We start from the raw sequence: 22,847 nt of genomic DNA, 5'->3' as shown, positions 1-22,847 counted from the left end.
TTACAGGTGTTGGCCGTCGAGAAAGTGGCGGATGGCGCGGTAGCTGGCGTCGGGGACGCTCATGTGCGGACAATGGCCCACATTCTCGAGCACGTGCAGGGTGCTGTGCGGCAACATTTCACGCAGGTACTCGCCCACGCAAGGTGGCGCGATGAAGTCGTCGCTGCATTGCACGATCAGGGCCGGCGTACTGTTATGCGGCAAGACGGCGCGGTGGTCGGACAAGAACGTGGCTTGCGCGAAATGCCGGGCGATGACGGGGTCGGTGCGGCAAAAACTGTTCACCAGGTCTTGCCCCAGCGCCGGCTGCCCTGGCGCACCCATGATGGCAGGCGCCATGCCGGCGGACCAGCCCAGGTAGTTGCTGTCCATGGCATCAAGCAAGTCGTCGATATCGGCACGGCTGAAGCCGCCCCGATAGCCGGCCGCCGCATCGTCGACATAGCACGGCGACGGCGCCAGCATGACTTGCGCGGCGAACAGCTCCGGCTCGGCGATGCTGGCCAGCAAGGCGCTCATGGCGCTGACGGAATGGCCGATGCAAATCACGGGAGCGCCGCCGACGGCATGGATGACCTGGCACAAATCGGCGCCATGCGCGTCGAGCCGCGCGTAGCTATCGAAATCATAGGCACTGAGGTCGGAAGCGCCGCTGCCGACCAGGTCGAACAGCACGGTGCGGTAGCGCGCACGAAACAGCGGCTCCAGGTAACGCCACATGGTCTGGTCGCAGCCAAAGCCATGCATGAAGACCATGGTGGCAGCCGTGCCCGCCTGCGGCGCACCGCTGCATTCGCGGATGCGGACATTGTTCCGGTCTTCTATGCGCATGCCGCCTCAGCCTTGAATATTTCCATGTGGAATGTAAATTAACTTCTTGCTAGCATCTTAGCATGCGCCATTTGACTCTGGGCAACACCATTGGCACTGGACAAACGCCACGCCCGGGCGGATAATGAGAACGATTCCCATTATCAAAAATGTCAGGCCTATACCGGGCCCGTCCTTGGCTCTTCCTGTGCGCCGCCACGGCGCCTGCTGGCGGCAACAAGCCGGTTTTATGTTGAAGGTTTGTACCGCATGCGCGCTTTCTGGACTGTCATACACCGCTGGGCCGGCCTGACCATCGCCCTCTTCCTCATCGTCGCGGGCCTCACGGGCGCCGTCACGTCGTGGGACCACGAACTGGACGAATGGCTCAACGCCGACATCATGGACACGCCGGGCCGCGGTCCCTTGCAGCAACCGTTTGTGCTGGCGCAAAAAGTCGCCGCCGCCGACCCGCGCGTGGAAGTCAATTACATGACCCTGGGCCTGGAAGAAGGCCATGCGGCCGCCTTCATGGTGCGCCCGTTGACGGACCCGGCCACGAACACGCCGTTCGTGCTCGACTACAACACCGTCTACATCGACCCCGTCACGGCGCAGATCACTGGCACGCGCGATTCGACGGCCATCTCCCTGTCGCGCCGCAGCCTGATGCCGTTCCTGCGCCACCTGCACTACAGCCTGCACGTGCCCGCCTTCTGGGGCACGGACCGCTGGGGTTACTGGCTGATGGGGACGGTGGCCCTGGTGTGGCTGCTCGACAGCATGGTGGCGTTTTATCTGACCACGCCGCGCCGCCTGCGCCCGCGCGCGCAGGACGAGGCGCCGCGCCACCGCGACGCCGCCAGTTGGTGGCAGCGCTGGAAACCGTCGTGGGTGCTGCGCTGGGCGGCCGGCGGCTACAAGCTCAATTTCGATCTGCACCGCGCGGGCGGACTGTGGGTGTGGGTCATCATTATCGTCGTCGCGTTTACCTCGTTCTCGCTGAACCTGTACCGCGAAGTGTTTTATCCCGTCATGTCGCTCGTTTCCACCACCACGCCGGGACCGTACGAAACGCAGATGCCGGCGCCCTACGGCAGCTACATCACGCCCGCGATCGGCTTCGGGCAGGCGGTGGAAATTGCTAAAAAGCAAGCCGCACAGCGCGGCATCACGGCACCCATCGGCGGCATTTATTATGGCGGCAATTATTCCTTCTACAACGTCTCGTTCTTCGACCCGGCCGACGAATTCGGCGCGGCCGGCATGGGCCTGTCGAACCTGTACGTCGACGGCATGGACGGCAGCATCATCGGCCAGCACAAGCCGTGGGAAGGTACGGCCGCCGATGTTTTCGTGCAACTGCAATTCCCGCTGCACTCGGGCCGCATCCTCGGCTTGCCGGGACGCATACTGATGTCCTGCATGGGCCTGATGGTTGCCATGCTGTCCGTGACGGGCATCGTCATCTGGGAGAGAAAACGGCGCGCGCGCCGGTTGCAGGCGAAAAAGCCGGCGAACTTTACCTGAAGCAGCGACTCCATCACGGCGCAGGCGGACCAATGCAGGCTGCGCCGCACACCTTGCCAGCGGCCTGATCACGCGCAACGCCCAAGAGCATCACACCTCCCCACTTTACAACCCAGTAGCCGGCACATGCCGGCCGCCTGCGCTGCGCTGGTTCCGCGCGCCGGCCCGCGAATATCGTTAAATGCAGTTTACTTGCAATAGCATCAAGCGCAAGCTATTATTGCAACCAACTTGCATTTACACCTTCGCGCTGGGCCTGCGTCCAGCACCACCTTCCGCCTTTTTAGAAAGTCCTATGCGCCATCACGTATTCGCAGCTGCCATGCTGTCCACTGCCCCGCTCGCTTACGCGGCGGACGACGTCACCCTGCAAACCATCAAGGTCCGGGCTGACCGGCCTTCCACCATCGACAGCGTCGTCCTCGTCGAGAATACGCAAGCCCAGAACCGGACCCTGGGCGGCATGCTCGAACATGTCTCGGGCGTGCAAAGCAGCGCCTTCGGGCCGAATGCCGGCGCGCCGGTGATCCGCAGCCTGAGCGGCAGCCGCGTGCAGATCCTCGAAGACGGCCAGTCCATCCTCGGCATGAATGCCCTCAGCGGCGACATCAACATCCCTTTCGATCCGCTTTTCGCGCGCAGCGTGACGGTGAACAAATCCTCCGACAGCGTACGTTTCGGCGGCAATGCCATCGGCGGCAGCGTCGATGTCGATTCCGGCCTCATTTCCAGGAAGATGGAAACCAAAGAAAAGGACGTGGAACTGGTCCTGCGCAAAGGCTTCAACGATGCCGACGCGCAAGGCTTGCGCGTCAACTTCAACGATGGCAAGCGCTTCTCGACCAATCTGCAACTGTCCTTCCAGAAGATCGGGCATTACGATATTCCCGGCAACAGCAAGGCCGGCGTGTGCAACAGCCAGCTGTTCCCCTTGAAGGGCGGCGTGAACACCTTCCTGGCCGACAGCTGCCAGAAGGAAGCGCGCATCCAGCAAATCTACAACAAGGCTTCGCAACCGTTTATCGACCAGTTCATGAAGGAAAATCCGGACTGGGCGGACGGTGATTTTTCCTTCTATACGAATCAGCCGACCTCCGTCTGGCAACGCAAGACCTACGTCAACCCGGCCAACCCCGCTTACGTGCCCGGTACGCCATCGACGGCGCAAAACAAGATCAACAAGGACGTCACCCCCAATTACCACGGCACGCTGGGCAACAGCCATGCCAGCAATGCCCACTTTGCCGTCGGCACCACCTACTTTTTCGACCAGGGCTACGTGGCGGTCAGTCTCGACTCCAAGGAAAGCGAGTATGGCGTGCCGGGCTTTTCCATGGAAAACAAGTCGTTCGGCGCGAATTATGACGAGGGGTTGCCCGTCGGCGTCGTGATCAAGCAGGATAAATATGCGCTGGAAGCCCAGCTGTCCAGCCCCGTTGCGTATCTTGAAAGCGTGCAATTGCGCATGTCACGCCTGAACAATGCGTCGGGAGAGCGCCTGGGTTCCACCAAGGCGAACGATTACCAGTTCGACATCAATCAAGCCGAGCTTCTGCTGGCGCACCGGCGCGCGGGCCCCTTGAGCGGCTTGCTTGGCTTGAGCCACAAATCCCGGGATATCACCGGCAGCGGGCCGCAGCGCTACCTTCCCGATGCGAACACGGTCAGCCGCGCGCTGTTCCTCAAGGAAAGCCTGGACGTCGACTGGGCCACCTTCGATGCCGGCTTGCGCCATGAAAAAGTGGACCATGAGATACGCAAGAGCGGCTTCAAGACGTCGAGAAATGCAAGCAATTCCACACTCGAGGACAAGTCGTTCAGCCTGAACAGCTATAGCCTGGGCGCCTCGGCCAAGCTGGGCCAGCTGTTCGGCGCGAAGCTGCGCTACGCATCGTCGGAAAGAGCGCCCGACGTCAATGAATTGTATGCGAGCAACCGCCACTATTCCATCATGACCCAGGAAGAGGGAAACCAGAAGCTGAAGGCCGAGCGCGCGAAGAATACGGAACTCACCGGCCTGTTCGCCAACCGCGGCTTCCAGCTGTCGGCCACCGGCTACGTCATGAAGTACGAGAACTACCTCTACCTTGGCCACTCGGGCGCCCAGATGGCCAATCGCCTGCCCCTGAAGTACTGGAAGCAGACCGATACGACGGTGAGGGGATTCGAAGTCGACGCCTCCCAGGTCGTGCAGCTTGGCGGCTACGGAAAACTGAACCTGTCCGCATTCGCCGACCTCGTCAAGAACAAGGCGGACAATCCCGACAAGCTGCGCGCGCACAACGACGGCGCATACTTGCCCAACATGCCCACCAACCGCTATGGCGCGAATGTGCAGTGGGAAAACAAGGGGTGGAAGGCCAGGCTGTCCGGCACCCGCTACGACAAGCAAAAGTACCTGGGCAAGAGTGTCAGCGAGGAAGTGCCGCTCGACGGCTACACCATGGTGAATTTCCAGCTGAGCCGCGCCCTGCAGGTAGCCAATTCGCCGTTTGCAGGCATCGACGTGTTTATCAGCGGCAGCAACCTGCTCGACGCGGATGCCAGGCCGCACAATTCCCCGCTGAAATACATCGCGCCCCTGCCGGGCCGAGGCTTCCAGGTGGGCCTGAGCGCCAGGCTTTAAGGCACGGCGCCGTTGCGCTCCCGCCGCACCAGCGCCAGCACGCTGTCGCCGCGGTTGCCTTCGCAGCAGACGGCCACGCCGTCCGTGAAATCGGGCGCCGTCAGCCGCGTCAGGACGCTGCCCGGCGGCATTTCCAGCGCCAGCCGGGCGCCCCGCTCCCACGCCAGGCGTACGGTACTGGTCCACTGCACGCGCCGCGCCATGTTGGCGGCCAGGCCGTCGCGGATGCGGGCCGGGTCGAACAGCGCGCGCGCGGCGCTGCTGCTCAGGTAGACGAGCGAGGGGCGGCGCACGGTCACTCCCTCAAAAGCGGCGGCCATGCCGGTCGCCGCGCCGTCCAGCAGCGGGCAATGCGACGGCACGCTGACGGCCAGGCGCCTGGCCTTGCCGGCGCCGTGCGCCAGGGCCAGCGCCATCACGGCTTGCAAGGCGGGCTCGCTGCCGGCAATGGCAATCTGGCGCGGCGCATTCAGGTTGGCGACATACACGGGCGTGGCGGCGCCATGCACTTGCGCCAGCAACGGTTCGAGTTGCGCCAGATCAAGTCCGACGATGGCCGCCATGCCGTAGCCGGCCGGATACGCCTGTTCCATCAACTGCCCGCGCCGCGCCACCAGGCGCACGGCATCCGCAAAATCGAGCGCGCCGGCGACGACGGCGGCCGCATACTCGCCGATGGAAAAGCCGGCCACCATGTCGGGCAGCGCGCCGCGCGCCGCCAGGGAGCGCGCCATCGCCACGCCCGCGATCAGCAAGCACAATTGCACGGCCCGCGTCGAGGCCAGCGCGCAAGCCGTGTCCAGCGCCAAAGGATCGCCACCCAGCACTTCGGCCGCTTCGGCCAGGGTATCGGCCACCGCCGCGTCGCCGGGCAACGCGTGCAGCATGCCCGGGTATTGGGCGCCCTGGCCGGGAAAGGTAAACAATACGCTCATGCCGGCTCCCACGGCGTGGCCGTCAGCACGGGACCGTGGTCCGTCTTCAGCAGCACCCTGCCGCGCCCCGCCGCCCACTCGGCATACGCAAAGCCGCCATGGCCCGTGTCGATCTGCAGATCCAGCCGGCACGCCGTGACAGTCGCCGCGATGGCGCGCAGGGCCTCGGCCTGCACGGCGTCCGGCGGCGCGGCCATGCGCAGCACGAGATCGAGGTCGCTGTCCGGGCGCAGCACGGGCAAGCGGCTGGCCAGGGCAAAGCCCACGCCGCCCGTCGGCCCCCAGGCCCAGCCCGTGGCGTCGAGCAGCGGCGCCACCTGCCGCAATGCGTCCAGCGCGGCGCAGGAAAGATCAGGCAGCGGCATCCTCGCCACCGTTTCCGGCGTCACGCGGCGCACGACGGCGGCAGCGTCCACTTCGCACGCCTGCCGCTCGCTGCGCAGCATGCCGCGCGCACCGACGGGGATGCGCCCTGGCGAGGTGCTGGCGCGCCGCACCACCAGCGGCGCGGCGGCCAGCCACGCGGCATCAAGCCAGGCGGGCAAGGATGCACCGTCCGGCAAGCCGGACACCCACAGCAAATCATGCGCGCGCCAGGCCTCCATCAAGCCACCACCGCCTTGACGGCAAAGAACAGCAGCGAAGGCCCCAGCAGACAGCCCAGGCCCGTATGAAACGTGGCCACCAGGGCGCCATACGGCACCAGCTTGCGGTCGGTGGCGGCCAGACCGGCGGACACGCCGCTGACGGTGCCGGCCAGGCCGCCGAAGACCATCGCCGAACGGGGCGTCTTCAGGCGCAAAAAGCGCGCCGCGGCGGGCGTGCCCACCATCACCAGGATGGCCTTGATGAGGCCCGCCGCGATGCTCAGGGCCATGACGTCCGAGCTGGCGCCGATGGCCGCGCCCGTGACGGGGCCGACGATGTACGTGACGGCGCCGGCGCCGATGGTGGTCATGCTGACGGCGTCCGAATAGCCAAACGCCCAGGCCACGCCGGCGCCGACGAGGAACGGCAGCACCACGCCCAGCATCAGCGCCACGACGCCGATCAGGCCCGCCTTGCGCGCCTCCGTCGCCTGCACCTCAAAGGCCGTGGCGACGATGGCGAAGTCGCGCAGCATGGCGCCGCCCATCAAGCCGATGCCGCCGAACAGCGACAAATCGGCCAGGCCCTTGTGGCCGCCGCTATGCACGCCGCCCCAGTAAGCGAGGCCCAGGCCGATCACGATGGCGATGGCCGAGCCGTGCACGCGGCCCAGGGTCAGGTATTTCGACAGCGCCACCGAGACAAGCATGATCAGGCCGACAAAGGCGAAGGCCGTCACCAGGCCATTGTGGATGGCGGCTTTTTCAAAGATTTCAAGCATGACGGTGCTCCTTCATCAACATCGAGTCGGCTTGCACGCGGTCAGCTTCAGCGGCAGCGATGGCAGCAGGGCTTTCCGACCGGTTAATCAACGAAATCACGGCGCCGCAAACGAGCACGGAACCGATGGCGGCCAGCACGGCCACCGGGCCGCCGCGCAGGGCCGCGACCACATCCTGCTGCGCCGCCATCGCCACCACCACGGGAATATACATGGCGCCCCAGTATTCGACGCCCCGCTCCGTCATCTGCGGCAGCCATGCGCGGCGCTGCATATAGAGCCGGGCGCAGATCAGGAGCAGCATGGCGATGCCCACGCCGCCCACGTTGGTCTTGACGCCCATCAACTGCCCGAGCAGGTCGCCCAGGAAGATGCCGAGCAAATGGCACAGTGCCAGCAATGCGGTTCCGTAAATGATCATGATTGTCTCCGTTATAGGAATAGGAATGACTTGATGTCTTCTCTGTTGTTGCACCTACCACTGCTGCCCCAGCACCTCCCTGACTCTTGCCGACGCCTGGCGGTGCGGCGCGCCCAGGCGGCTGGCCAGTCCCCGTTCCGGATCGGCGCGGATATCATTCAACGCCGCCTGCAGGCTGGCGCGCACTTGCGCCAGATCAAGCTCCGACGGCGCATCGGGCTGCGCCACCTGCAAGGTTTGCCACAACAGTCCCAGGGTGGCGTAATTCTTGACGTCATAAGCCATCGGTGGAATCGTCGCGGCCAGCGCTTCGAGCGCTTCCACGGTGCGCAGGGTGATGCGCGCGGCCGACGCCTTGCCCATCGCATGCACCATCACTTGCGGATCGTCGAGCGCGATCAGCCGGTTGGCCTGGTAGCCGTGCGCGAGAAACGCGCCCGACATGGCCTTGCCGACGATCAGGCCGATCACGGGATGGCCGGCCAGGCGCGCCTCGGCATAGGCCCCCGCCGCGCCGGCCAGCGCCTGGTGGATACCATACGCTTCCTCGCGCCGGCCATACGCCTGGCTGGCCACGTCGATGACGGCGACGATGGGCCGTTTCACGGCCTGCGCCTGGTCTGCGAGAACCACTTGCTGCACGGCGCGCGCCAGCTGCCACGCCTCGACCAGGCCGATTTCTCCCGTGCGGGCGCGCGTAAAACGGTTGTCCGGATCGGGCAGCACGGAGACATAGCGCGCCGGCTCGCCCGCCAGCGGCGCGTCGACCACGCGCACGGAAGGCGCATAGCCGTCCAGCGGCGCAGCGTTGTGCGTCAGGGCCGCCAGCCAGACGGCGCCGCGGCTCGTGTCGGTGATGGCGTTCATGCTGCTGCTCCTTTGCTGTAGATCAAACGTACGGCTTCCGGCGTGGCTTGCGGGCCGGCGTCCACTTGCGCCAGGCGAGCGAGAAAACCGTCCGCCTGGCTGCTGCGGTGCCGATCCGGCAGGCCGCGCGCGAACAGTTCGGCCACGGTGGCGCGCATCTGCGCCGTATCGTCTTCCACATAGGCGTCGGCCAGGCCGCTCTTAAAACGCTGCTCGCCGCCCGTCAGGCTCCAGATGAACGGTTTGTTGCGCGAGTCGAATTCGTCCACGCCCGCTTCCTGCTCGATCACGGCCGGCCCGTTGAGACCCAGGCGCGCCTCGCGGGTAACGACCAGATAACTGCACAGGCCCGCCGCGATCGACATGCCGCCGTAGCAGCCCACAGTGCCGGCCGTGATGCCGATCACGGGCTGGTAGCGGCGCAAGTCGACGATGGCCGCATGGATGTCGGCGATGGCCGCGAGGCCCAGGTTGGCTTCCTGCAGCCGGACGCCGCCCGTCTCGAACAGGATCACGGCCCGCGTCGGCACGCCCTGGCGGTTGTCGCGCGCCGCCAGTTCCAGCGCCCCGGCGATCTTCGCGCCGCCCACTTCGCCCATGCTGCCGCCCTGGTAGGCGCCTTCGATGGCCAGCACCACGGCCGGCTGGCCGTCGAACAGCCCCTTGGCCACCACCACGCCGTCGTCCGCCTGCGCCGTCACGCCTTGCTGCGGCAGCCAGGGCGAAGCGATGCCGCAGAACGGATCGAGCAGTTCGCGCATGCTGCCCGCATCCAGCAAGGCCTTGGCACGGCTGCGCGCCCCCCGTTCGATGAAGCTGTCGCGCTCCAGCAGTTGTTGTAATGTGCTCATGCCGCCCTCCCCGCTTGCAATTCTTCGTAAGCCTGCTCGATGCGCATGCGCACGACGCCCGGCGTGGCGCCGCAATCGTTGATGACGATGTTCGCCGCCGGCAGCAGCTCGCCGCCGAAGACGCGCAGCAAGAGCGCATCCCAGACGGCGCCCTTGCCGTCGACGGAGGTGTTGACGACGATGCGGGTCACGCCATCGCCGGCGGGCTGCAACAGCACTTCCAGGTCGCCCGAACCGACGACGCCGGCCAGCGCGCGCCCCGATGCCGGCCGCCCGGCGGGGAATGTATAGTCACGCGTTTCCATGCGCTTCTCCTTCTTGTAATCTGTCCAGGAACAGGGTCGCCGCCAGCAGATCGGCCGCGCCGCCCGGCGATACGCCGCGCGCCAGCGCCGCCGCTTCCAGCGCCAGCAGCGCCTGCGTTCCGGCATTGGTAGCCGCGCCGCCGGCGGCCAGCACCCGTGCCGCTCCCGTTTGCAGTTCCAGCAAGGCCGCCTCGCCGCCGCGCGACAGCACGCAGGTGTCGTCCAGCCGCGCAATGATGGCCAGCAGGGCGTTCAGGCGCGCCGTCGTTTCGTTGTCGCCGCGCGCCCGCGACGCGTGCAGCTGCACCAGCCCGGCGCCCGTCACCAGAGGAAAACCGGCCCGGGCCTGGCCCCGCGCGCCATCGACGTGATACTGGCGGCACGCCAGCTCGCCCTTGTTGCCGGTGACGGCAGGCGCCCCCCGGTCGTGCAAACGGGCCAGCGCGCCAGCCCGCGCCGCCACGGCGTGCGGCGCCAGCGATGCGCCCCGAGCGCCCTGCAGCGCCGCTGCCGTCACCAACAGGCCCAGGGCCCAGATGGCGCCCCGGTGCGTGTTCACGCCGCCCGTGGCCGCCAGCATCAGCGCCTCGCCGTCGCGGCCGAGGGCGCCGATGCGCTGGCGCAGGCCATCGTCATCGCCGCTTTCCCAGCCTGCCTGCGCCATGGCGGCAAACACGGGCTCCAGCACGCAGGCCGAGTGGCACATCAGGGCCCAGTTCAAGTCCGTGTGGGCGCCGCGGCTGCGCAAATCGACCAGGCCCGGTTTCGGCGTCAGGGTCACTTCATCGAGCAGCGCCTGCAGCACCTGCCGCGCCAGCGCGGCGCAGCGCTGACGCACCGGCACTGTCGTCATCATCGTCGTCGTCATTGCGCTCATTACCAGCTCCTGAATTTGGCGGGGGGTTGATACAGGCCGTCCGACCATTCGACCAGGTCGGCGATGCTTTTCGCGGCCAGCAGCGAGCGGTTCGCCGCGCCGCGCTGCACGCCGATATCCTCGGGCAGCGCGATCAGGCCGTCGGCGCGCAATTTCGCCGTCGTCTTCGGGTCGTGGCGCAGGCCGATGGGCGTCACGCCCGCGACGGCCGCCAGCATGGCCTTGCGCTCCTCAAGCGAACGGGCCTTGTACAGGTAGGCGATACCCTCTTCCGTCAGCACGTGGGTGACGTCGTCGCCATAGATCATCACGGGCGCCAGCGGCATGCCGCTGGCCTGGCCCACGGCCACGGCGTCGAGCGATTCGACGATCGTCGGCTGGCCGCCGTCCTGGAACGTCTCGACCATCTGCACCACCAGCTTCTTGCCGCGCGCGAGAGGGTCGTCCGTCTCGATCAGGTCCAGCCAGGCCGGCGTCGGGTGGCGCCGCCCGTGCGGGTCGTGGCCCATGTTGGGCGCGCCGCCGAAGCCCGCCAGGCGGCCGTTGGTGACGGTCGACGAGTTGCCCAAGCCATCCATCTGCAGGGTGGCGCCGATGAACAGGTCGACCGCGTACTGGCCCGCCAGCTGGCACAGGGCGCGGTTCGAGCGCATCGAGCCGTCGCGGCCCGTGAAGAACACGTCGGGCCGCGCGGCCGCATAGCCTTCCATGCCCAGCTCCGCGCCGAAGCAGTGCACGCTCTCGACCCAGCCCGTCTCGATGGCGGGAATCAGGGTCGGATGCGGGTTGAGCACCCAGTTGCGGCAAATCTTGCCCTTCAAGCCCAGCTGCTCGCCGTAGGTGGGCAAAATCAGTTCGATGGCGGCCGTATTGAAGCCGATGCCGTGGTTGAGCGACTGCACCTGGTGTTTTTCATACACGCCGCGGATCGCCATCATGGCCATCAGCACGTGCACGGGCTTGATGACGCGCGGGTCGCGGGTAAACAAGGGTTCGATGAAGAACGGCTTATCGGACTGCACCACGAAATCGATCCACGAGCCGGGCACGTCGACCCGGGGCAAGTCGCTGACATCGTCGACGATCTGGTTCACCTGGGCGATGACGATGCCGTCGCGGAAGGCGGCCGATTCGACCAGGGTGGGCGTGTCCTCGGTGCTGGGGCCCGTGTACAGATTGCCCTGGCGGTCGGCCATGTAGCCGGCCACCATGACGACGTTGGGCGTCAGGTCGACGAACAGGCGCGCATACAGCTCGATATACGTGTGGATGGCGCCCACTTCCAGCAAGCCATCCTGCAGGAATTGCGCGATGCGCAGGCTTTGCGTGCCGGCGAAGGAAAAGTCGAGCTTGCGGGCGATGCCCCGTTCGAACAAGTCCAGGTGCTCGGGCAGGCTGACGCTGGGCATGATCAAGTGCAGATGGTGGATCTTGTCAGGGTTGACCTGGGTCAACATGCGGGCGAGGAAGTCGGCCTGCTTCTGGTTATTGCCTTCGAGGACGACGCGGTCGCCCGGCGCAAGCAGCGCTTCGAGCACGGCGACCATGTCGCCCTGTTGCAGCACGGGGCCGTTCGCGTATTGGCGCACGGCTTCCAGGCGGCGGCGTTTCTCGGTGCGCCGCGTGTCCCATTGTTTTTGCCGCTGCGCTGGCGCTGCTGTGGCGGTTGACATCATGCCTCCGGAATGAGCTATCGAATCCAGACGATAGAACGAAAGCGCCAGCGCGACAATCAATCTGCTAGCATGTTCATTACTCTGAAGTTAATGAACTGCCGTTAAAAAGGGTAGCCATGGCCATCAACGAAGAAATTACCTTGAAAAAGCTGGAGGTATTTCTCAGCTTCATGGAATTGAACAACCTGGCGCGGGTGGCCGATGCGCTGGGCCAGAGCACGGTCAGCGTGCACCGCGCCCTGCACTCGCTGGAAGACGGCTTGCGCTGCCCCCTGTTCAAGCGCGAGGGCCGCAGCCTGATTCCCCTGCACGCGGCCTACACCTTTGCCGAATCGGCGCGGCGCGCGCTGGCCGAATGCGAGGAAGGCGTGCGCAAGGTGCGCGAAATGTCGGGCATCAATCCCGTGCGCCTGAAGATCGGCTCGCTGTATTCATTGACCCTGCACTGCATCCCGCAACTGGTGATCGCCCTGAAGCTGCGCCGCCCGGGCCTGGACATCGACCTGACGCTGGGCTCGAATCGCGAACTGCTGCAAAGCCTGGCCGACGGCCGCCTGGACGCCATCATCGTCGGCGTGCAGGAAGACGAACAGCATGCGGGCCTGGTGGCCGTGCCCCTGTTCCAGGACGACATCTTCCTGGCCGCGCCGCTGGCCTCACCCTATGCGGGGGCCGCCTCGGTGGATTTGCAGCAGTTGCGCAACGACAAATTCGTCACGCTCAGCGAAGGTTTCGTCACCTCGCAAAGCTTCAACCACGCGTTTGAGCTGGCCGGCTTCGTGCCCGACACGGCGATGCGCGTGGGCGACATCTTCTCGCTGATCAACCTGGTGAGCGGCGGCATCGGCTACAGCCTGCTGCCCGGCAGAGTGCGCGCCTTCAGCTCGCGCATCGAACTGCTGCCCCTGGACGCGCGCTACGGCTCGCACCAGCAAATCACCCTGCTGATGCAGAGCAGCCGCGAGCGCGACCCGAATCTGCTGGCGCTGGCGGCGGAGTGCAGGTTGTATGGGCGTAGCGAACCTGCGTTACCCAAAACTTTGACTTAATATCTAAACAATGGCAAATCAAACCAAGGCCCGAGTCTCCAGCCCGGGTACCTCGGGCCCAGCGGGCCTGAAAAATGGCCAGGGCAAGGCGCGCGGGCGCAGACAGTACGAATGTACGGCAAGCCCAAGCAACGCAGCCATGGACATTTTCTCAGGCCCGCGATCCAGGCCCGCACTTAAATAGCACTATCCCAAGGCGCCGACAACCTGACCGCGCAGTTGATCAACCCCACCATCGAGTAAGTCTGCGGAAAATTCCCCCACATCTCTCCCGTCACGGGATGCGTGTCTTCCGACAGCAGGCCCAGGTGGTTGCGCGCCATTAACATCGTTTCGAAGATCTTGCGCGCTTCGTCCTTCCTGCCGATGCGCGCCAGGGCGTCGATGCGCCAGAAAGTGCAGATGTTGAAGGCCGTCTCGGGTTTCCCGAAGTCGTCGGGCGCTTCGTAGCGGCGCATGTAGGGGCCGTCGCACAGCGAAGCTTCCAGCGCATCGACGGTGGCGATGAAACGGGGGTCCATGGGGTCGATGAAGTTGACTTCCGCCATCAGCAGGACGGAGGCGTCAAGGTCGCGTCCGCCCAGGCTTTCGGCAAACGCCTGGCGCTCTTCGCTCCACGCTTCGCGCAGCAGCCGTTCGCGGATCAGCACGGCGCGGCTGTTCCAGTGGTCGGCCCGGTCGTCCAAGCCCAGCTTGTGCGCGACTTTCGCCAGGCGGTCGCAGGCGGCCCAGCTCATCAGCATGGACGAAGTGTGGACCCTGGCGCGCGTGCGCAGCTCCCACATGCCCGCGTCCGGCTCCGCGTGCAGCCGGAATGCCTGGTCGCCCACGGCTTCCAGCGCGGCAAACTCGGCCTTGCCGGCCCGGTGGAACAGGCGGTGGTCGAGGAAAGCCTGCGCCGCCCCTAATACAATGTTGCCGTAGACGTCGTGCTGGAAGTGTTCCTGCGCCTGGTTGCCCACGCGCACAGGGCCATTGCCCCGGTAGCCGGGCAAGTGATCGAGCATGGATTCGGGCAACTGCTCTTCCAGGCCGATGCCGTACAGGGGCTGGATGTGGCCGCCCTTCGAGCGGGCGACGATATTCGTCAGCCAGCGCAGATACTCTTCCATCGTGCCCACTTCCGACAGGCTGTTCAATGCCCGCACGACAAAGAAGGCGTCGCGCAGCCAGCAGTAACGGTAATCCCAGTTGCGGCTGCTGCCCGGCGCTTCCGGGATACTGGTGGTCATGGCGGCGATGATGGCGCCCGTGTCTTCATATAAAGACAGTTTTAATGTGATGGCGGCGCGGATGACCACGTCCTGCCATTCCAGCGGCACGGCCAGCCGGCGCGTGTAGGTGCGCCAATAGTTGATGGTTTCCTTTTCGAAGATGCGCGCCGTCTCGTCGATGCCGCCGGCCAAGGTTTCATCGGGGCCCAGCAGGAAGTTGGCCGTGCCGCCCAGCACGAAATACGTTTCGCTCAGTACATAGTTGAGCGAAACATCGGTGTTCAGGCGCAAGGTCTGTTCCGGCCCCACGTAGCGGATGTGGTGGCTGCCCTGCGTGATCTGCGGCGCCAGCCGGCCCCAGTCGTAGCGGGGGCGCAGCCGCACGCGGATGCGCACGGCGTGGTCGAGCGGCCGGACCCGGCGGATCAGCATCAGCGGGCGGAACATGCGGTCGCGGCTGAGGAAACGGGGCGCGAAATCCGTGATTTCCACGCCGCGCCCCTGCGTGTCGTACAGGCGCGTGCGCAGCACGGCCGTGTTCGGTTCATAGACTTGCTCGCTGCGCGCAAAGTTCTCGATGTCGATGGCCCACACGCTGCCGTTTTTCGTGTCGTCCAGCAAGCGGTTGAAGACGGGATCGCCATCGAAACGGGGCAGGCAAGACCAGACGACCTGCCCCGCCTGGTCGATCAGGGCGTTGAAGGCGCAATTGCCCACCACGCCGCAGTTGAGGGACGCTTGCGCGGGCGCGCCGCCGGGGGTGTCATCAGCTTGTTCATTGGATATGCTCATCGGCTACTCCTTGAAAGGGGATACGGACGCGGCCAGCAGCGCGGCGCGCAAGGCGCGCGGGCTGGCCAGGTGCAGGGTGGCGGCGCTGGGGCCGTTGCCCACTTTGATGCCCTGCCCGCCTGCTTGTTGAACAAAAGCAAAGCCTGCCTCATCGGTGGTGTCGTCGCCCGCGAACACGGGCCGGCGGCCGGCGAACGGGGTTTCGCGCAGGAAGGCGGCGATGGCGCCGCCCTTGTCCGTGGCGGACGGCTTGGCTTCCAGAACCATTTTGCCATGCAACAGCAATATCCCCGGACACGCTTGCACGGCCGCCGTCATTTCTTGCATGCACAATTGTTCGAGTTCCGGCGCCAGCCGGTAATGCAGGGCCACGGCGCCGCGCTTCTGCTCCACCAGCAAGCCGGGATGCATCGCCGCCAGCGCCAGCGCGCGCGCCAGCACGGGCGACACATCGGGCGTGGCCGCCACGTGCAACTTGCCATCGGCGCCGCGCCGCTCCACGCCATGCACGCCGGCCACCGGCAACACCAGGGGCGCCAGCATGGCGTCGATCTGGGCAATGGGACGGCCGGAAATCAGGGCCAGCGCGCCGCCATGGCGTTCGGCCAGCAGCGCCAGCGCCTCAATGACGCCCGCTTCCAGGCGCACGCCGTCGGGCGTGGGCGCCAGGTCGACCAGGGTGCCGTCGAAGTCGAGGAAAACGGCTGTGCTGGGCGTACCCAGCAATTGCAGCAAGGCCGCGCTATCGTCAGGGGTATCGGCCATCAGATCATCCCCTTGCGCCGCTTGATGCGGCTGTGGGCGTCGATCTTGGTCATGACCTTGTCGCGCTGGCGCAAACGGGCCGCGTCCAGCAGCATGCGCCCGGCCCAGCGGTAGACATTGAAATGTTTCACGCGGGCCCGCATGCTCTTCATGCGCTCGCGCTGTTCCACGGGCGGCATCACCAGGGCACGGTACAGGGCGTCGGCGCCCTGCTCGATGTGGTAAGGATTGATGATCAGCGCCTCATGCAGCTCGCGCGCGGCGCCGGTGAATTGACTTAAAACAAGTACGCCCAGCTCGTCGTCGCGCGCGGCGATGAATTCCTTGGCCACCAGGTTCATGCCGTCATGCAAGCTTGTCACCATGCACACTTCCGAGGCGCGGAAATAGCGCTGCAAGTCGTCCTGGCCATGGTGCTCGGCTTTCAGCAGGATGGGCACGTAGTCGCCGCTGCCGAAACGGCGGTTGATGCGCTCGACCATCTTGCGCACCCGGGCATCAAAACTTTGATATTCGTCAAGCGAAGCGCGGCTGGGGGCGGCGATCTGCACGAAAGTGAAATTTCCGACCATGCCGGGCTGCAATTCGAACATGCGCTCGACGGCCTGGAAGCGCTCGACGATGCCTTTCGTGTAATCGAGGCGGTCCACGCCGATGCCCAGCAAGTGGTCTTGTGCCACGCCCAACTCGCTGCGAATCTGCGCTCGGCAGCTGGCCACGTCGGGCTGCGCCGGGTCGTCCTCGGGCCAGGCGATGGAAATCGGGTAATCCTCGACCTGCGTCATCTCGCCGCCGTAGGAAATGGTCGATGCTTCCGGCTCGATGCGGGTTTCCAGGTAGCGGTCCACCGTTTCGAGGAAATTCTTGCGGTGGAATGGCGTGTGGAAGCCGAGGATGGTGCTGCCCAGCAAGCCGTCGAGGATTTCCTCGCGCCATGGGCAAATGCCGAACGACTCCGAATTCGGCCAGGGGATATGCCAGAAGGTAATAATCGTCGCCTTCGGCAAGGCTTCGCGCACCATGCGCGGCAGCAAGGCGAAGTGATAGTCCTGCACCAGCACGACGGGGTTGTCCGTCTTCGCCTCGGCGATCACGGCGTCGGCGAAGCGGCGGTTGACCTTGACATACTGCTCCCAGTCGGACGAGCGGAATACGGGGCGCACGTGGGCGATATGGCACAGCGGCCACATGCCTTCATTGGCGAAACCATAATAATATCCCTGCTCTTCCTCTTGCGTCAGCCACACGCGGCGCAAGGTATAGCTGGGGTTATCGGGCGGCACGGGCACGTGGTCGAGTTTATCCACCGTCTCGCGGTCGGCGGAACCTGCGCCATGCGCGATCCACGTGCCGGAGCACGCGCGCATCACGGCTTCCACGGCCGTCACCAGGCCGCTGGCGGGGCGCTGCACGACGATCCCGCTCTCTGTTTTGGTGTGGATATATGGTTCGCGGTTCGACACGACGAGCACCTGGTCGCCCTGCAAGTCCGCTTCCAGCAGCGCGCGCAGCTTGTCCGGCGTCCAGTCGGACGACCAGCCGTTATCGCCCTGGCGTTCCAGATGGTATTCCTGCAGCAATTCGCGCAAGTCGCCGATCAGCGGCTGCATTTCCGGCGGCGGCGCGGGCGCGGCGGCGGGCGCCGTGGCGGCGGCCACTGCGCCATTGCTTTTCGGCAGCAACTCGCCCCGCAAGATATCTTTCACGGCCGACAGCCAGCCGCGCCAGCTCAGGTGGGCCACGAACACGGTCATCAGGGAAATGAGCACGGCCAGCACGGCCAGGAAGGCAAAGATGAAGCGCTTGGTATCGGTATTGCGGCGCTCGACAAAGCTCATGTCCTGCACCAGCACCAGCCGTCCCAGTTGGGACGCATCCTGCATGACGGGCGTTTCGCTGAGGTGGACCTGGCCCTGCGGCAATTGCGCGAGGGATTTGTACAGGCCGCCCGTGGGAGGCGTGCTCCAGCAGCCGATGGAAGCCGGGTATTGCGCGGACTGGTACAGCAAGTGGCCCGCATTGTCGCAAAAGCCGATGGCGATCAGCCGTTCGTCGCGCGTGGCGCCCTGGAACAGTTCACCTATGCGCGTGGCATCCTGCGCGGGCAGGTATTCGGTGAGCGAGGGGCGGAGGGTTCCAGCGAGCAATTCGGCCCGGCTGTCGAGGTCGCGCACATACCAGCGCAGGGTGATATTGTCGAGCAGGGGTACAACGATATAGGCAAACAGCCCCAGCATGAGGGCCAGCGGCAGGATGAAGCGCAAGGACATTCGCAGTGATCGTACTATCATCGTTTTCCTTTGCAAAAACAAAAAGCATGGCAAGTATGACTATGTTTCCACTGCGGCGACGCCCGTTTGCTTTCCGTATTGAAACGTCAACGTGGCATGGCGCAGCGCAGCAATTTCTTCCAGTATCCACCTTGATGCAGGTCTTATCCGTACGGCAACGCACGCCCCCGTTACGCCATCTGCCCGTAAAATACCGCTTCCGACATCCATTTCATTTAAAAACAAGGAGTTTTCGCCTATGGATCTCAGCACGTTCCACTCGCTGATGGGAGGCCCGCTGCGCTCGGCGCTGACCGTGCTCGTTTCCGCCCTGCTCGTCACCGTGGTCGCCATCGGCGTGCACCGGGCCGGCATCGGCTTGCTGAAAAGATTGGCCCAGGGCCACGCGCTGGCCAGCAACGTGGCGCGCGTGGCCTTCCGCGCCAGCCAGCTGTGCCTGATCGTCTTCGGCCTGCGCATGGTGCTGGCCAGCGCGCCCGACGACACGCCGGGCCTGGTCGCCATATCGCATGTCACCAGCGTGGCGCTGATCATCGCGCTGACCTGGCTGGCCATGCAATGCATCGAGTCGCTGTCCATCACGATTTCCGAAATCAACCCCGTCGACGCGGCCGACAACCTGCGCGCGCGGCGCCGGATCACCCAGGCCCGCGTGCTCACGCGCAGCGCGCACGCGATCGTCGTCCTGCTGGGCGTGTCCTTCGTGCTGCTGACCTTGCCCGGCGCAAGACAGATCGGCGCCAGCCTGCTGGCCTCGGCCGGCGTGGCGGGCCTGGTGGCCGGTATCGCGGCACGTCCCGTGCTCGGCAATTTCATTGCAGGGCTGCAAATTGCGTTTTCTCAACCCATCCGCATCGATGACGTGCTGATCGTTAATGGCGAATGGGGCACGGTCGAGGAAATCAAGGGCACCTATGTGGTCGTGCGCGTGTGGGACGAGCGCCGCCTGATCGTGCCGCTGCAGTGGTTCATCGAAAATCCGTTCGAGAACTGGACGCATACCTCTTCGGACATCCTGGGCACGGTGTTCCTGTGGCTGGACTTCAGCGTCCCGATCGAGCCCCTGCGCGCGGAACTGACGCGCATCTGCGAAGGCGCCAAGCAATGGGATGGCCGCGTCTGCACCGTGCAGGCGACGGATTCGAACGAGCGGGCCGTGCGCGTGCGCTTTCTGATCAGCGCGGTGGATTCGGGCACGGCGTTCGAGCTGCGCTGCCTCGTGCGCGAGCAGATGCTGGCCTTTATCACCACCAATTATCCGCACAGCCTGCCCCGCTTGCGTTCCACGCACGACCCCATCGAACTGCACGCCATGCAGGCGCAGAACGATACGGTACAGTTGTACAAGGCGTAAAAATAGCCTGCGGCGCGCTGCCCTGGCCCGCGCGCCGCTACAATGGTTCACATGAGCACCACCGCCTGGTTCATCCTGATCGGCTGCCTGATGCTGGCGCGCGGCCTGGGCGCCGACGGCATCGCGCGCCTGCCCTTGACTTCGGCCATGGCGTACCTGGGCGTGGGCCTGCTGCTGGGGCCCATGTTCCTCGGCCTGTTTGCCTTCGACCTGGTGCAGCAGGCGCCCCTGCTGGAAACCCTGACGGAAATCGCCGTCCTCATTTCCCTGTTTTCCGCCGGCGTGAAGATGCCCGTGCCGTTCAGCCTGGCGCGCTGGCTGCCGTCGCTGCGCCTGGCCTGGCTGTCGATGGCCATCTCCGTGGCCCTGGTGGCCGCCTTCGCCTGCCTGGTGCTGGGCCTGCCCCTGGGCGCGGGCGTGCTGCTGGGCGCCATCCTCGCGCCCACCGACCCCGTGCTGGCCACCGACGTGCAGCTGCGCCATGCGGGCGACAGCGAGCAATTGCGTTTCATGCTCACCAGCGAGGCGGGCATGAACGACGGCAGCGGCTTTCCCTTCGTCATGCTGGGCCTGGGATTGCTGGGCTTGCATGAGCTGGGTCCCCATGGCGCCACCTGGCTGTGGCGCGATTTGGTCTGGGCCAGCGCGGGCGCCATCGCCCTGGGCGCGGCCGGCGGCGCACTGCTGGCCTGGCTGGGCTGGCAAGTGCGCGCCAAGGAGCCGAAACACGCCATGCTGGACGACCTGGCGGCCCTGGGCCTGATCGCCTTCGTCTACGGCGTGACTACCTGGCTGCACGCGTGGGGCTTCCTGGCCGTGTTCTTTGCCGGCGTGGCCTTGCGCCAGACGGAACTGCGGCTGGCCGGCGCGCCGAAAGACCGGCAAGGCTTGCTGCAAGCGGGGGAAACCCACGCCGCGTCCGCCGCCAGGCCGCACGACAGCGAGGTGACGCTGACCGTCAGCGGCGAATCGCTCGTCTTCAAGGAACACCTGGAACGCCTGTCCGAACTGACCTTGGTGCTGTTGCTTGGCGGCGCCGTCACGGCTGCCGCCTGGCGCTGGCAGGCGTGGAGCGTGGCGCTGTTCCTGCTGCTCGTGGCGCGTCCGGCCAGCGTGATGCTCGGTTTGCTCGCTTCGGGCACCAGCGTGCGCCTGCGCGGGCTGGCCGCCTGGTTCGGCGTGCGCGGCATCGGCTCGCTGTACTACCTCAGCTATGCCATCGCGCATGGCTTGCCGCAGGGCCTGGCGCGCGAACTGGCCGACATCACCCTGGTCGTCGTCATCCTGTCCATCGTCGCGCACGGCCTGACGGTCAAACCGCTGCTGGAACGCTACTGGCGCAAATAACTGGTGTAAATGAGCGCCGGCAATCCCCTTTTGTCATTGCTACAGAGCAATGATTTGTCAATCGCCCCTATGGCGGGCGGAAATATTGTTAAGATAATTAAAAATGGCTAAAGAAAGAATCAATGAAACGACGAAGCGTGCTGGGACTGGGTGTCTCACTGGCCCTGCTGCAAACGGGCTGCGCCACCGATCCGGCCAGGCTGGCGTGGGAAACGGAATTTGACGGCTTCATGCGCGACGGCCTGGCGCGCACGGAAACGCCGGGCATGAGCGTGGCCGTGGTGCGCGGCGAGCAAACCATTTTCGCGCGCGGCTATGGCTGGGCCGACATCCAGGCCGGCAAGAAGGCCGATGCCAACACGGTGTTCCATGTCGCGTCCGTCAGCAAGCTCGTCACGGCCGCGGCCGTCATGATGCTGCTGGAACAGGGCGCCTTCCAGCTCGACGACAAGGTGGCGGCCTACCTGGACTTCCCGCTCATGCATCCGAAGTTTCCCGACGTGCCCATCACCTTTCGGCACTTGCTCAGCCACACCTCGGGCATTTCCGACGCCGTGTACGAAAAGACGACAGCGTTTGCCGTGCAGGGCGACCCGCGCTTGCCCCTGCGCGACTTCGTCAAGGGCTATCTGTCGCGCGGCGGCGCCTGGTATGACGCGGACGTGTCGTTTGCCGCCCGGCCCGGCACGGAATGGCGCTACAGCAATGTCGGCATCGCCCTGCTCGGCTATCTGGTGGGCCGCGTGAACCCCGATGGCCTCGACGCCTTTACGCACGAGCACCTGTTCGAACCGCTGGGCATGGACAATACGGCGTGGAGCCTGGCCGGCTTGCCCCGGCGCGCCGTCGTCGCCCAGCCTTATGCGCACAAGGAGCCGGGCCTGCAAGTGCTGCCGCCCGTCGGCTACCCGGACTGGCCGGCCGGCCTGCTGCGCAGCTCGGCGCATGACTTCGCCCGTTTCCTGGCCATCTTCAGCAATGGCGGCCGGGTCGATGGCCACCGCTACCTGCAAGATGCCACCCTGCAATTGTTTTTTGCCCCGCAAGCGGCCCCCGTCGTGCCCGCCGATTCATCCGTGCGCCAGGCCCTCGTCTGGCTCTTGCGCGACGTCGACGGCCGGGCGCTGGCCACGCACAGCGGCGGCGACCCGGGCGCCGCGTCCGTCGTCTGCGTCGACCGCGCCAGCAAGACGGCCGTGCTGGCCTTCGCCAACGTCAGCGCGGACAAGGAGTTTCGTTCCTTCCAGAAAGAAGTCGTGCTGCGCCTGCTGGCCCATGGGGGCAGCGGCGCGCCGGCGGCCAAGAAAGCCTAGGCGCCGAACCAGCCGCGCAGTTTCTCGGCGGCGCGTTCCTTGACCTCGGCCGTGATGTAGGTGGCGACCGTGGCGACGGCCGCCGCCAGCACGGCCAGGTCATCCGCATAGCCGACGACGGGCGTGATGTCGGGAATCGCGTCGATCGGCGAAATGAAGTAGCCGAGCGCGCCATAAATGGCCGTCTTGGCCCACAGCGGGGTGTTCGGCTGCTGCGCCGCGTAGTACAGCCACAGGGCTTTCTCGATGACTTCGCGCCCCGCCGTCTTGGCGAACTTGACGACCTTGTCCCAGAAACTGTCATCCGTGTACTTCTTTTCATACTGCTTGTCGGCCTGGGGGGCGTGGTCTTCTTCCAGATTCTTTTTTCTGCCAAACATCTGCTGCTCCTGTCTGCCGCGCACGGCGTTACGAATGCGCACCTTAGCATAACGGCGCGCCCGGTGCGCGGCGTG

At 65.5% G+C, this 22,847-nt stretch carries 20 protein-coding genes; 6 read left to right on the top strand and 14 right to left on the bottom strand.

The features are described 5' to 3' along the window. On the bottom strand, nucleotides 1–831 hold the full coding sequence (locus BZG29_RS14175; protein ID WP_077403846.1) for an alpha/beta hydrolase: 831 nt from the start codon (nucleotides 829–831) through the stop codon (nucleotides 1–3). Nucleotides 832–1,080: 249 nt separating this feature from the next. Between BZG29_RS14175 and BZG29_RS14170 the strand changes: the two genes are divergently transcribed. Both BZG29_RS14170 and BZG29_RS14165 read left to right on the top strand, forming a co-directional pair. After that, a complete protein-coding gene (locus BZG29_RS14170) occupies nucleotides 1,081–2,340 on the top strand; it encodes a PepSY domain-containing protein (protein ID WP_077409102.1) in 1,260 nt (419 codons plus the stop codon). A 322-nt stretch (nucleotides 2,341–2,662) separates the two neighbouring features. Further along, nucleotides 2,663–4,966, top strand: coding sequence for a TonB-dependent receptor (locus tag BZG29_RS14165; RefSeq protein WP_253192578.1), 2,304 nt, complete (start codon nucleotides 2,663–2,665; stop codon nucleotides 4,964–4,966). Here BZG29_RS14165 and mdcH read toward each other — a convergent pair. The 9 genes from mdcH to mdcA are packed head-to-tail and all read right to left on the bottom strand — an operon-like array spanning nucleotide 4,963 to nucleotide 12,267. After that, nucleotides 4,963–5,901, bottom strand: a complete 939-nt coding sequence (mdcH, locus tag BZG29_RS14160; RefSeq protein WP_077403842.1) for a malonate decarboxylase subunit epsilon — start codon at nucleotides 5,899–5,901, stop codon at nucleotides 4,963–4,965. The genes BZG29_RS14165 and mdcH overlap by 4 nt on opposite strands. Further along, on the bottom strand, nucleotides 5,898–6,506 hold the full coding sequence (locus BZG29_RS14155) for a malonate decarboxylase holo-ACP synthase (RefSeq protein WP_077403840.1): 609 nt from the start codon (nucleotides 6,504–6,506) through the stop codon (nucleotides 5,898–5,900). Before BZG29_RS14155 ends, mdcH begins: the two co-directional genes overlap by 4 nt. Further along, the gene (madM, locus tag BZG29_RS14150; RefSeq protein WP_077403838.1) at nucleotides 6,506–7,270 is read right to left on the bottom strand and encodes a malonate transporter subunit MadM; all 765 of its coding nucleotides are present in this window, start codon (nucleotides 7,268–7,270) and stop codon (nucleotides 6,506–6,508) included. Before madM ends, BZG29_RS14155 begins: the two co-directional genes overlap by 1 nt. Then, the gene (gene madL / locus BZG29_RS14145; RefSeq protein ID WP_070288196.1) at nucleotides 7,263–7,691 is read right to left on the bottom strand and encodes a malonate transporter subunit MadL; all 429 of its coding nucleotides are present in this window, start codon (nucleotides 7,689–7,691) and stop codon (nucleotides 7,263–7,265) included. The genes madM and madL overlap by 8 nt, the downstream gene beginning before the upstream one ends. 54 nt (nucleotides 7,692–7,745) lie before the next feature. Then, entirely contained in the window at nucleotides 7,746–8,558 is an 813-nt protein-coding gene (mdcE, locus tag BZG29_RS14140; protein WP_077403834.1) for a biotin-independent malonate decarboxylase subunit gamma, read from the bottom strand. Beyond that, the gene (locus BZG29_RS14135; RefSeq protein ID WP_077403832.1) at nucleotides 8,555–9,409 is read right to left on the bottom strand and encodes a biotin-independent malonate decarboxylase subunit beta; all 855 of its coding nucleotides are present in this window, start codon (nucleotides 9,407–9,409) and stop codon (nucleotides 8,555–8,557) included. The genes mdcE and BZG29_RS14135 overlap by 4 nt, the downstream gene beginning before the upstream one ends. Continuing rightward, complete coding sequence (locus BZG29_RS14130; protein ID WP_077403829.1) at nucleotides 9,406–9,714, bottom strand: malonate decarboxylase subunit delta; 309 nt, start codon at nucleotides 9,712–9,714, stop codon at nucleotides 9,406–9,408. Before BZG29_RS14130 ends, BZG29_RS14135 begins: the two co-directional genes overlap by 4 nt. After that, nucleotides 9,701–10,567 carry a triphosphoribosyl-dephospho-CoA synthase gene (locus tag BZG29_RS14125; protein WP_253192899.1) on the bottom strand — a complete coding sequence of 289 codons (867 nt, stop codon included), beginning with the start codon at nucleotides 10,565–10,567 and terminating at the stop codon, nucleotides 9,701–9,703. The genes BZG29_RS14130 and BZG29_RS14125 overlap by 14 nt, the downstream gene beginning before the upstream one ends. Before the next feature lie 23 nt (nucleotides 10,568–10,590). After that, nucleotides 10,591–12,267, bottom strand: a complete 1,677-nt coding sequence (gene mdcA / locus BZG29_RS14120; protein ID WP_253192577.1) for a malonate decarboxylase subunit alpha — start codon at nucleotides 12,265–12,267, stop codon at nucleotides 10,591–10,593. Between the two features lie 116 nt (nucleotides 12,268–12,383). Between mdcA and BZG29_RS14115 the strand changes: the two genes are divergently transcribed. Next, nucleotides 12,384–13,316 carry a LysR family transcriptional regulator gene (locus tag BZG29_RS14115; RefSeq protein WP_077403826.1) on the top strand — a complete coding sequence of 311 codons (933 nt, stop codon included), beginning with the start codon at nucleotides 12,384–12,386 and terminating at the stop codon, nucleotides 13,314–13,316. Nucleotides 13,317–13,492: 176 nt separating this feature from the next. Here BZG29_RS14115 and BZG29_RS14110 read toward each other — a convergent pair whose 3' ends face one another. Genes BZG29_RS14110 through BZG29_RS14100 form a run of 3 tightly spaced genes read right to left on the bottom strand, consistent with a single transcriptional unit; the run spans nucleotide 13,493 to nucleotide 18,378 of the window. After that, nucleotides 13,493–15,322, bottom strand: a complete 1,830-nt coding sequence (locus BZG29_RS14110; RefSeq protein ID WP_077403823.1) for a glycoside hydrolase family 15 protein — start codon at nucleotides 15,320–15,322, stop codon at nucleotides 13,493–13,495. A gap of 3 nt (nucleotides 15,323–15,325) precedes the next feature. Further along, nucleotides 15,326–16,087, bottom strand: coding sequence for a trehalose-phosphatase (gene otsB / locus BZG29_RS14105; protein ID WP_077403820.1), 762 nt, complete (start codon nucleotides 16,085–16,087; stop codon nucleotides 15,326–15,328). Then, the gene (locus tag BZG29_RS14100; RefSeq protein ID WP_077403817.1) at nucleotides 16,087–18,378 is read right to left on the bottom strand and encodes a trehalose-6-phosphate synthase; all 2,292 of its coding nucleotides are present in this window, start codon (nucleotides 18,376–18,378) and stop codon (nucleotides 16,087–16,089) included. Before BZG29_RS14100 ends, otsB begins: the two co-directional genes overlap by 1 nt. A gap of 238 nt (nucleotides 18,379–18,616) precedes the next feature. Here BZG29_RS14100 and BZG29_RS14095 point away from each other — a divergent pair, with 238 nt between their 5' ends. The 3 genes from BZG29_RS14095 to BZG29_RS14085 all read left to right on the top strand — a co-directional run bounded on the left by BZG29_RS14095 (nucleotide 18,617) and on the right by BZG29_RS14085 (nucleotide 22,392). Further along, nucleotides 18,617–19,732: a mechanosensitive ion channel domain-containing protein gene (locus BZG29_RS14095; RefSeq protein WP_077403814.1), complete on the top strand. Its 1,116-nt coding sequence runs from the start codon at nucleotides 18,617–18,619 to the stop codon at nucleotides 19,730–19,732. A gap of 51 nt (nucleotides 19,733–19,783) precedes the next feature. Then, entirely contained in the window at nucleotides 19,784–21,079 is a 1,296-nt protein-coding gene (locus BZG29_RS14090) for a cation:proton antiporter (protein ID WP_077403811.1), read from the top strand. A gap of 122 nt (nucleotides 21,080–21,201) precedes the next feature. Then, nucleotides 21,202–22,392, top strand: coding sequence for a serine hydrolase (locus BZG29_RS14085; protein WP_077403808.1), 1,191 nt, complete (start codon nucleotides 21,202–21,204; stop codon nucleotides 22,390–22,392). On the opposite strand, the gene BZG29_RS14080 is transcribed toward BZG29_RS14085, so the two are convergent. Continuing rightward, nucleotides 22,389–22,772 carry a DUF1232 domain-containing protein gene (locus tag BZG29_RS14080; protein ID WP_046685558.1) on the bottom strand — a complete coding sequence of 128 codons (384 nt, stop codon included), beginning with the start codon at nucleotides 22,770–22,772 and terminating at the stop codon, nucleotides 22,389–22,391. The genes BZG29_RS14085 and BZG29_RS14080 overlap by 4 nt on opposite strands. Nucleotides 22,773–22,847: the final 75 nt, after the last annotated feature.

This window comes from Janthinobacterium sp. LM6, assembly GCF_002002885.1.
Lineage (GTDB): Bacteria > Pseudomonadota > Gammaproteobacteria > Burkholderiales > Burkholderiaceae_D > Janthinobacterium > Janthinobacterium kumbetense.
This window is presented reverse-complemented; position numbering and strand designations above follow the sequence as displayed.

Bases quoted from the DNA above. Each gene is read 5' to 3' on its own strand.
- BZG29_RS14085 (WP_077403808.1), top strand. From the start codon at position 21,202: ATGAAACGACGAAGCGTGCTGGGACTGGGTGTCTCACTGGCCCTGCTG.
- BZG29_RS14080 (WP_046685558.1), bottom strand. From the start codon at position 22,772: ATGTTTGGCAGAAAAAAGAATCTGGAAGAAGACCACGCCCCCCAGGCC.
- BZG29_RS14100 (WP_077403817.1), bottom strand. From the start codon at position 18,378: ATGATAGTACGATCACTGCGAATGTCCTTGCGCTTCATCCTGCCGCTG.
- BZG29_RS14115 (WP_077403826.1), top strand. From the start codon at position 12,384: ATGGCCATCAACGAAGAAATTACCTTGAAAAAGCTGGAGGTATTTCTC.
- BZG29_RS14125 (WP_253192899.1), bottom strand. From the start codon at position 10,567: ATGACGACAGTGCCGGTGCGTCAGCGCTGCGCCGCGCTGGCGCGGCAG.
- BZG29_RS14170 (WP_077409102.1), top strand. From the start codon at position 1,081: ATGCGCGCTTTCTGGACTGTCATACACCGCTGGGCCGGCCTGACCATC.
- BZG29_RS14090 (WP_077403811.1), top strand. From the start codon at position 19,784: ATGAGCACCACCGCCTGGTTCATCCTGATCGGCTGCCTGATGCTGGCG.
- BZG29_RS14110 (WP_077403823.1), bottom strand. From the start codon at position 15,322: ATGAGCATATCCAATGAACAAGCTGATGACACCCCCGGCGGCGCGCCC.
- BZG29_RS14095 (WP_077403814.1), top strand. From the start codon at position 18,617: ATGGATCTCAGCACGTTCCACTCGCTGATGGGAGGCCCGCTGCGCTCG.
- BZG29_RS14135 (WP_077403832.1), bottom strand. From the start codon at position 9,409: ATGAGCACATTACAACAACTGCTGGAGCGCGACAGCTTCATCGAACGG.
- mdcE (WP_077403834.1), bottom strand. From the start codon at position 8,558: ATGAACGCCATCACCGACACGAGCCGCGGCGCCGTCTGGCTGGCGGCC.
- madM (WP_077403838.1), bottom strand. From the start codon at position 7,270: ATGCTTGAAATCTTTGAAAAAGCCGCCATCCACAATGGCCTGGTGACG.
- BZG29_RS14165 (WP_253192578.1), top strand. From the start codon at position 2,663: ATGCTGTCCACTGCCCCGCTCGCTTACGCGGCGGACGACGTCACCCTG.
- mdcA (WP_253192577.1), bottom strand. From the start codon at position 12,267: ATGATGTCAACCGCCACAGCAGCGCCAGCGCAGCGGCAAAAACAATGG.
- BZG29_RS14175 (WP_077403846.1), bottom strand. From the start codon at position 831: ATGCGCATAGAAGACCGGAACAATGTCCGCATCCGCGAATGCAGCGGT.
- mdcH (WP_077403842.1), bottom strand. From the start codon at position 5,901: ATGAGCGTATTGTTTACCTTTCCCGGCCAGGGCGCCCAATACCCGGGC.
- madL (WP_070288196.1), bottom strand. From the start codon at position 7,691: ATGATCATTTACGGAACCGCATTGCTGGCACTGTGCCATTTGCTCGGC.
- BZG29_RS14155 (WP_077403840.1), bottom strand. From the start codon at position 6,506: ATGGAGGCCTGGCGCGCGCATGATTTGCTGTGGGTGTCCGGCTTGCCG.
- BZG29_RS14130 (WP_077403829.1), bottom strand. From the start codon at position 9,714: ATGGAAACGCGTGACTATACATTCCCCGCCGGGCGGCCGGCATCGGGG.
- otsB (WP_077403820.1), bottom strand. From the start codon at position 16,087: ATGGCCGATACCCCTGACGATAGCGCGGCCTTGCTGCAATTGCTGGGT.